The following is a 6,192-nucleotide window of genomic DNA, read 5'->3' on the forward strand; positions in this document are numbered from 1 at the left end:
ACGCGCAGGTATTGAGATCTCGATATCTGCGCGTTTTCTTTTTTACTTAGCCTTGCCAACGTTTGTAGCGCACTCACGCCTTTTTCGAGGTGGTGTGCGATGGGCTAACGCCAAAAAGCTCCTCAAGCAGCATGGCTTTGAGTTCTGCTCTGACTTCTGCGCCACCGATTAACGCCAAAAGTGCGAGTCCTCCTGGAATAAGGATGACCATTAATATCGGTCTTAAAATATACGAAAAGCAGAAGATGGTCGGGAAGAAAATCAATCCTTGGCCTAGTTTGTTTAATACGTACATGAGCGATTCCTTTTGTTTTTATATAAAATGAGCATGCTCAATTTTATAAATGAGCGCGCTCAATTTGTCAATCTCAACCACGCAAGGTATGATCCTTTCAGGCTCATTAAGCAGACACATCAATGACGAAGCGACAACAAACCAGAGATAAAATTCTAAAAGCCGCATGGGCATCTTTTGCTCAAAATGGCTATGACATGACGACCACAAGGCAGATAGCGAGAGAAGCAGGAGTAGCCGATGGCACAGTGTTTAGCCATTTCCCGACTAAACTGTCGATTTTGCGCGAAGGGATGCTGGCGCAACTGCAACAGATCAGCCAAGAAACGCTAGTCAGTGTGGAAGGTAAAACCGATATCGACATTGGTTTGGCGCTGACGGAGAAATACTATCGCTACTATTTTGCGAACGTTGAGCTGAGCCGAGCTTTGTTGAAAGAAGTGATTTGGGATTTGGATTATTATCAGTCGTTTAACCAAGCTTTGTTTCAATCTGTAAACGGAAGCTCCGTCCTTGAGGGAAAAATACCGCTGATTTTTGACTGCTATTTTATGACGTTAATCTCGCACTTGAGCCGTGCAGAACCGGATGTTGAAGCGGCACTTGAAGAGCTTCATGCTAAGTTTCAGCAAATCATTGCGACTGCATAACATGGCCCCAACGCAGGATCTGAAAGAATATACTGCCTGTCATCTTATTTGCTGGACTCCCATTTTCTCGTTTCAGTTGGCGTCTCACCAAATAGCCGCTTGTAGCTTTGACTGAACTGCCCGAGATGGAAAAAACCAAAGTCAAAAGCAATTTCTGCAATTGTTCGATTATCTTCAGGGCTTTGTAGCACTCTACGTACTTGATTCAGGCGCATTCGATGTATGAACTGCTTTGGGGAAGTATTACAGCAATGTTCAAAGGTGTACTGTAGTGTGCGACGACTGACGTGTACTGCGTCACACAGTTCACTGACGGTTATTGGTGTACGGTAGTCTAGATCCTGTAGCTGTTGTTTTATACGCTGCATCACGTGTTGACGATGAGAGATTGATATCGGATGGCTCGTGTGCAGTGAACTGAGTGAGAACAACTCCAGCACAATGTCTTTTAAGATTGCTTGATGTGTGGTTTCAGACCATCTTGGCTCGGCGGAACCAAGTAACGTGCCTAAGTAGTATTTAAGTTGTTGAATGTGTTTTTCCGTCAAACCCGTTAAGTGAAATATGTTGTTCTGGATACTCCCAAGCTCAAGTTGATTTTCTATGATGTGAACGAAGTTTTTGTCGAGCACTATTCCATAGATAGAAAACTGCTCCGGTGTCATTAACTCAAAATCAGCGCCACCTTGCCTAAGCAAAAGCTGGCTTGAATTAAACTGACTGTGATTTAGGTGTAGCGGCTTATTTTCCGCACTCAAACCCAACCAAATACCTCCCTCTTCAACCCTGCATTGCTGTCTTAGCGAGCGGTTACTGTCTTCACGAAACACATGGAAATTGGGAAATCGTCGTTCTCGAATTTGACCTAAAAATCGACCATCGCTGAGTTGGTCATATTCCTGTTGCCAGTTTATCAGACTCGCAGCTTGTTGGTTTGCATCCTTAGTGTGATGGATGCACAGCATTGGTGCAGTTTGGGGCATTTGGTTACTCATCCTTGTGATGCTCATTCCTTTTTTGTGAGTCATGTTGGAGCAGTATTTACATAACTCATTGTTTATTATTGGTTTATAAATGTTGCCAGTTTTTGATAACGCTACGGAACACATTTGGCAATACTTTCTTAAAGCTTATTGATAGTTCAGCAAAAAGCGAACCAAATAGTGAAGAGGAAGAGCAATGACGGCAACTTATCGTCGGCAACAAGGAAGTAAAGTCTATACCTTTAAGTCATTAGCTGACTTGATGGCGAAAGCGACACCGGAGCGCTCAGGCGATGCGTTAGCCGGGGTTTGTGCTCAGTCAGCGGCAGAACGTGTAGTCGCACAAATGGCGCTGTCTGAGTTACCACTTAAAACGTTTCTTAACGAGGCGGTTATTCCATACGAAAGCGACGATATCACTCGCCTAATTATCGATACGCATGACCTTGAAGCCTTTAAGCCGATTGAGCACTTGACGGTCGGAGATTTTCGAAATTGGCTGCTGAGTGAAGAAGCCGATGGTGAAACGTTGGCTAAAATTCGTCAAGGTTTAACACCAGAAATGGTGGCCGCAGTCAGTAAGATTATGCGCAACCAGGATTTGATTCTCGTTGCTAAAAAATGCCAAGTTGTCACGGCTTTTCGGAATACGATTGGTTTGCCGAGTCGCCTGTCTACTCGCTTACAGCCGAATCATCCCACTGATTCTCTCAACGGTATCGCAGCGACCATTTTTGATGGTCTGATGTACGGAAATGGCGATGCGGTTATCGGTATCAATCCGGCAACAGATAATGTACCTCAAGCTATTAAGTTAATGAACTTAATGGATGAGGTGATTCAACACTATCAAATACCGACTCAGTCTTGTGTGTTAACTCATGTCACGAACACGATCGAAGCCATTGAAATGGGTGCACCAGTCGATCTCGTTTTTCAGTCGATAGGCGGCACGCAAGGGACGAATGATACCTTCGGAATCGACTTGTCGATTTTGAAAGAGGCCCATGAAGCCGCGTTGTCTTTGAATCGAGGTAGCGTAGGAAACAATGTGATGTATTTTGAAACCGGACAAGGTACAGCGCTGTCTGCGAATGCATTTCATGGGGTCGATCAGCAGACTTGTGAAGCCCGCGCTTATGCTGTCGCGAAACAGTTCGATCCTTTGTTGGTTAATACTGTCGTTGGGTTTATTGGCCCTGAGTATCTGTTTGATGGCAAACAGATCATTCGTGCTGGGCTTGAAGATCATTTCTGTGGGAAGTTGCTTGGTTTACCTATGGGTTGCGATATCTGTTACACCAATCATGTCTATGCCGATCAGAATGACATGGATAACTTGCTGACACTATTAGGTGTGGCCGAGTGCTCGTTCATCATGGGTATTCCAGGGTCTGATGACATCATGCTCAACTATCAAACTACCTCATTTCACGATGCCCTTTACGCAAGAAAAGTACTCGGTTTGAAGCCAGCACCAGAGTTTGAAAAATGGTTAATGGAGATGCAGATTTTCGAGAGCGTGCAAGACGTTCGGTTAAGTGAGCAAATCTCTCGCTCGTTTTCGGGAGCAATTAACCAACTGAATAAGGGGTATTCTCATGGGTAAAGTAATCACCATTGCTCAGTCCCCACAAGATGAGTCTGGAGTTGTCACACACAACCCGTGGGGCAAGTTACGTGACTTCACCTCTGCTCGGATCGCTCTGGGTCGTAGCGGAAACAGTGTACCAACCAACGAGTTACTCTCATTTCAGCTGGATCATGCCCAAGCTATGGATGCAGTGCATTGCAGTTTGAATGTTGACTCTCTCGTTGCTGGTTTATCGGACTCTTACTCGATTCTTGAAAATACCTTAGAGCCTCCAGTGGTAGTGAGCAGTCAAGTGAGTGACCGGCTTATGTACCTGCAAAGGCCAGATTTAGGAAGGCTGCTTGATGAATCTTCTTGGCAAACGCTCAACTCGATAGCAAATGAGCATAACACTGACATTGATCTTGCGATTGTTATTGCTGATGGACTTTCTTCCGTCGCAATTCAAAACCATGCCGTGCCTGTTGTTACTCGATTGACTTCTCTTTTAAGCGCTGATGATGAACATCAATGGAAATTCGCACCTATCACAATCGTAAAGCAAGGAAGAGTAGCGGTAGGGGATGATGTTGGTGAATGTTTTAACGCCAAGGCCGTGCTGGTTTTAATTGGAGAGAGACCCGGTCTAACTTCTCCGGATAGCATGGGTATGTATCTCACTTGGGGGGCTAAACGAGGCTCTAAAGATTCCCAAAGAAACTGCATTTCCAATGTGCGCCCTCAGGGGCTCAACTATGACGATGCCTGTGAACGCGCATTTTACTTGCTCAAGGAGGCTCGAAAATTACAACTGTCAGGAGTGAATCTGAAAGATCGCTCCGATATCAATGAGCCAAGTGGCGCAAGTGTTGAAGATAAACACAGCGACAACTTTTTAATTTCATCAAAGTAGAAGGATTTACTATGTCTAAACATCAGGAGTACTTGGCCAAAAGGCAGCTAAAAAGAGGCACCGCAGGTTGGATTTTACTTGCTGGCTTAGGTGTCTCTTATGTTATATCTGGTGACTTCGCCGGTTGGAACTTTGGCATCGCTCAAGCAGGATGGGGAGGCTTTCTTATTGCTGCTATCGCGATGGCAGTAATGTATTTCACGCTAGTATTGTCTTTAGCTGAAATGTCTGCGGCTATTCCTGCTGCGGGTGGTGGTTACAGCTTCGCAAGACAGGCGATGGGGCCGGCAGGTGGCTTTTTCACTGGCTTATCAGTTTTGATTGAATATGCGCTAGCGCCTGCTGCGATAGTGATTTTTATTGGCTCAGCAGTGAATGAATTGGTTGGTATCGATGGCCCTGTTGTTTACGCACTTTTCTACGCCGTCTTTATCGCTATTCATATGGCAGGTGTTGGCGAAGCTCTCAAAGTAATGATGGTCATCAGCGGTTTGGCTGTGCTAGCTATTCTCATTACTGCTGCTGTGCTTATTGGTCACTTTGACGTTAATAACTTATTCGATATTGCTCCGGCGACGGCTCAGGCAACAGAAATCTTGCCGTTTGGGTGGTATGGCGTATGGGCTGCGTTGCCATTTGCAATGTGGTTGTTTCTTGCGGTTGAAGGTGTGCCTTTAGCGGCAGAGGAGGCAAAAAATCCGGCAAAAGATGTTCCCAAAGGCATCATTGGTGCGATGCTGTTTTTATTGCTAACCGCAACTCTCGTAGTCGTCCTTTTGGCTGGTGCGGTTGGCTCAAAGGTCATAGGCGATAGCGCGGTGCCATTAGTTGACGCCCTAAAGCTTACGGGCAATTCAACGGTAGCAATGGCCGTGAACTTACTTGGATTGGCTGGCCTTATCGCTTCTTTCTTTTCAATCATTTATGGTTACAGTCGCTTGGTGTTTGCGCTTTCCCGCGCGGGTTATTTACCGCAAACTTTGTCATTAACCAGTGACAAAAAAGTGCCTTCTCGTGCGCTTTTGGTTCCGGGCGTTTTTGGGTTCTTGGTTTCACTTACGGGTGAGGGGGACTTAATCTTGGCGATGGCTGCTGTCGGTGCGACTGTATCGTACGCATTAATGTCCTTGAGCCATATTTTATTGCGAATTAAACAGCCGGAATTAACTCGTCCATATAAAACGCCTGGTGGGATAATTACTTCGAGTATTTCTCTGGTGCTTTCTTTGATCGCAATGACAGGTGTTTATGCTTTTGATCCCTCAGCCTTTTTCATGACAATGGGATTGTTTCTTATCGGTGGTGTTTATTATGGGTTATACAGCCGCAACAAATTGGTGGCAGCAACCGCCGAGGAAGAGTTTGCCATGCTGTCTGTGGCAGAGCTAGAGCTTGAATCAGATGTCGTACGATAGTCACTTTGATTCTTTTTATTCAGCATATTAAGGGAGCCATAGGCTCCCTTTGTCATTTCTATCAAAAGTGCATAGCGCACAAATGCATCACTTTAACTTTATAAGTGTTTAATCATGTGAAAGTCTAGTCTGGATAACGATGGCGCAGATCCATCACAGGTAAAGGTTAAGTTTTCAAGGAAAGATCATGATAAACAAGGTATTTAATACACTTTTGGGAACAGAGTTACCGATTATTCAAGCGCCAATGGCCGGTGTGCAAGACAGCCAAATGACCATCGCCGTCAGTAATGTTGGCGGGCTTGGCTCGTTACCTTGTGGAATGCTGAACAAAGACGCCATCGTAAAAGAACTTCAACTTAT

At 45.1% G+C, this 6,192-nt stretch carries 7 protein-coding genes; 5 read left to right on the plus strand and 2 right to left on the minus strand.

Translation table 11 applies throughout. The features are described 5' to 3' along the window. Window positions 1–73: 73 nt before the first annotated feature. Window positions 74–295 (minus strand): hypothetical protein, encoded by a 222-nt coding sequence (locus R7P35_RS14970; protein WP_017819779.1) that lies wholly within the window; start codon window positions 293–295, stop codon window positions 74–76. Between the two features lie 122 nt (window positions 296–417). Between R7P35_RS14970 and R7P35_RS14975 the strand changes: the two genes are divergently transcribed. Then, a complete protein-coding gene (locus R7P35_RS14975; protein WP_005373975.1) occupies window positions 418–945 on the plus strand; it encodes a TetR/AcrR family transcriptional regulator in 528 nt (175 codons plus the stop codon). A gap of 44 nt (window positions 946–989) precedes the next feature. Here the strand turns inward: R7P35_RS14975 and R7P35_RS14980 are convergent, their stop codons facing one another. After that, entirely contained in the window at window positions 990–1,940 is a 951-nt protein-coding gene (locus tag R7P35_RS14980) for a helix-turn-helix domain-containing protein (protein ID WP_017819780.1), read from the minus strand. A 184-nt stretch (window positions 1,941–2,124) separates the two neighbouring features. Between R7P35_RS14980 and R7P35_RS14985 the strand changes: the two genes are divergently transcribed. From R7P35_RS14985 to R7P35_RS15000, 4 genes are all read left to right on the plus strand, one after another. Then, the gene (locus R7P35_RS14985; RefSeq protein ID WP_213904398.1) at window positions 2,125–3,537 is read left to right on the plus strand and encodes an ethanolamine ammonia-lyase subunit EutB; all 1,413 of its coding nucleotides are present in this window, start codon (window positions 2,125–2,127) and stop codon (window positions 3,535–3,537) included. Next, window positions 3,530–4,414, plus strand: coding sequence for an ethanolamine ammonia-lyase subunit EutC (eutC, locus tag R7P35_RS14990; RefSeq protein ID WP_213904399.1), 885 nt, complete (start codon window positions 3,530–3,532; stop codon window positions 4,412–4,414). Before R7P35_RS14985 ends, eutC begins: the two co-directional genes overlap by 8 nt. An 11-nt stretch (window positions 4,415–4,425) precedes the next feature. Beyond that, a complete protein-coding gene (gene eat / locus R7P35_RS14995; RefSeq protein ID WP_213904400.1) occupies window positions 4,426–5,829 on the plus strand; it encodes an ethanolamine permease in 1,404 nt (467 codons plus the stop codon). Between the two features lie 187 nt (window positions 5,830–6,016). After that, window positions 6,017–6,192: nitronate monooxygenase (locus R7P35_RS15000; RefSeq protein ID WP_318092289.1), on the plus strand; the 176-nt coding region annotated here is incomplete at its 3' end.

This window comes from Vibrio sp. Vb0304, assembly GCF_033338995.1.
GTDB lineage: Bacteria > Pseudomonadota > Gammaproteobacteria > Enterobacterales > Vibrionaceae > Vibrio > Vibrio alginolyticus.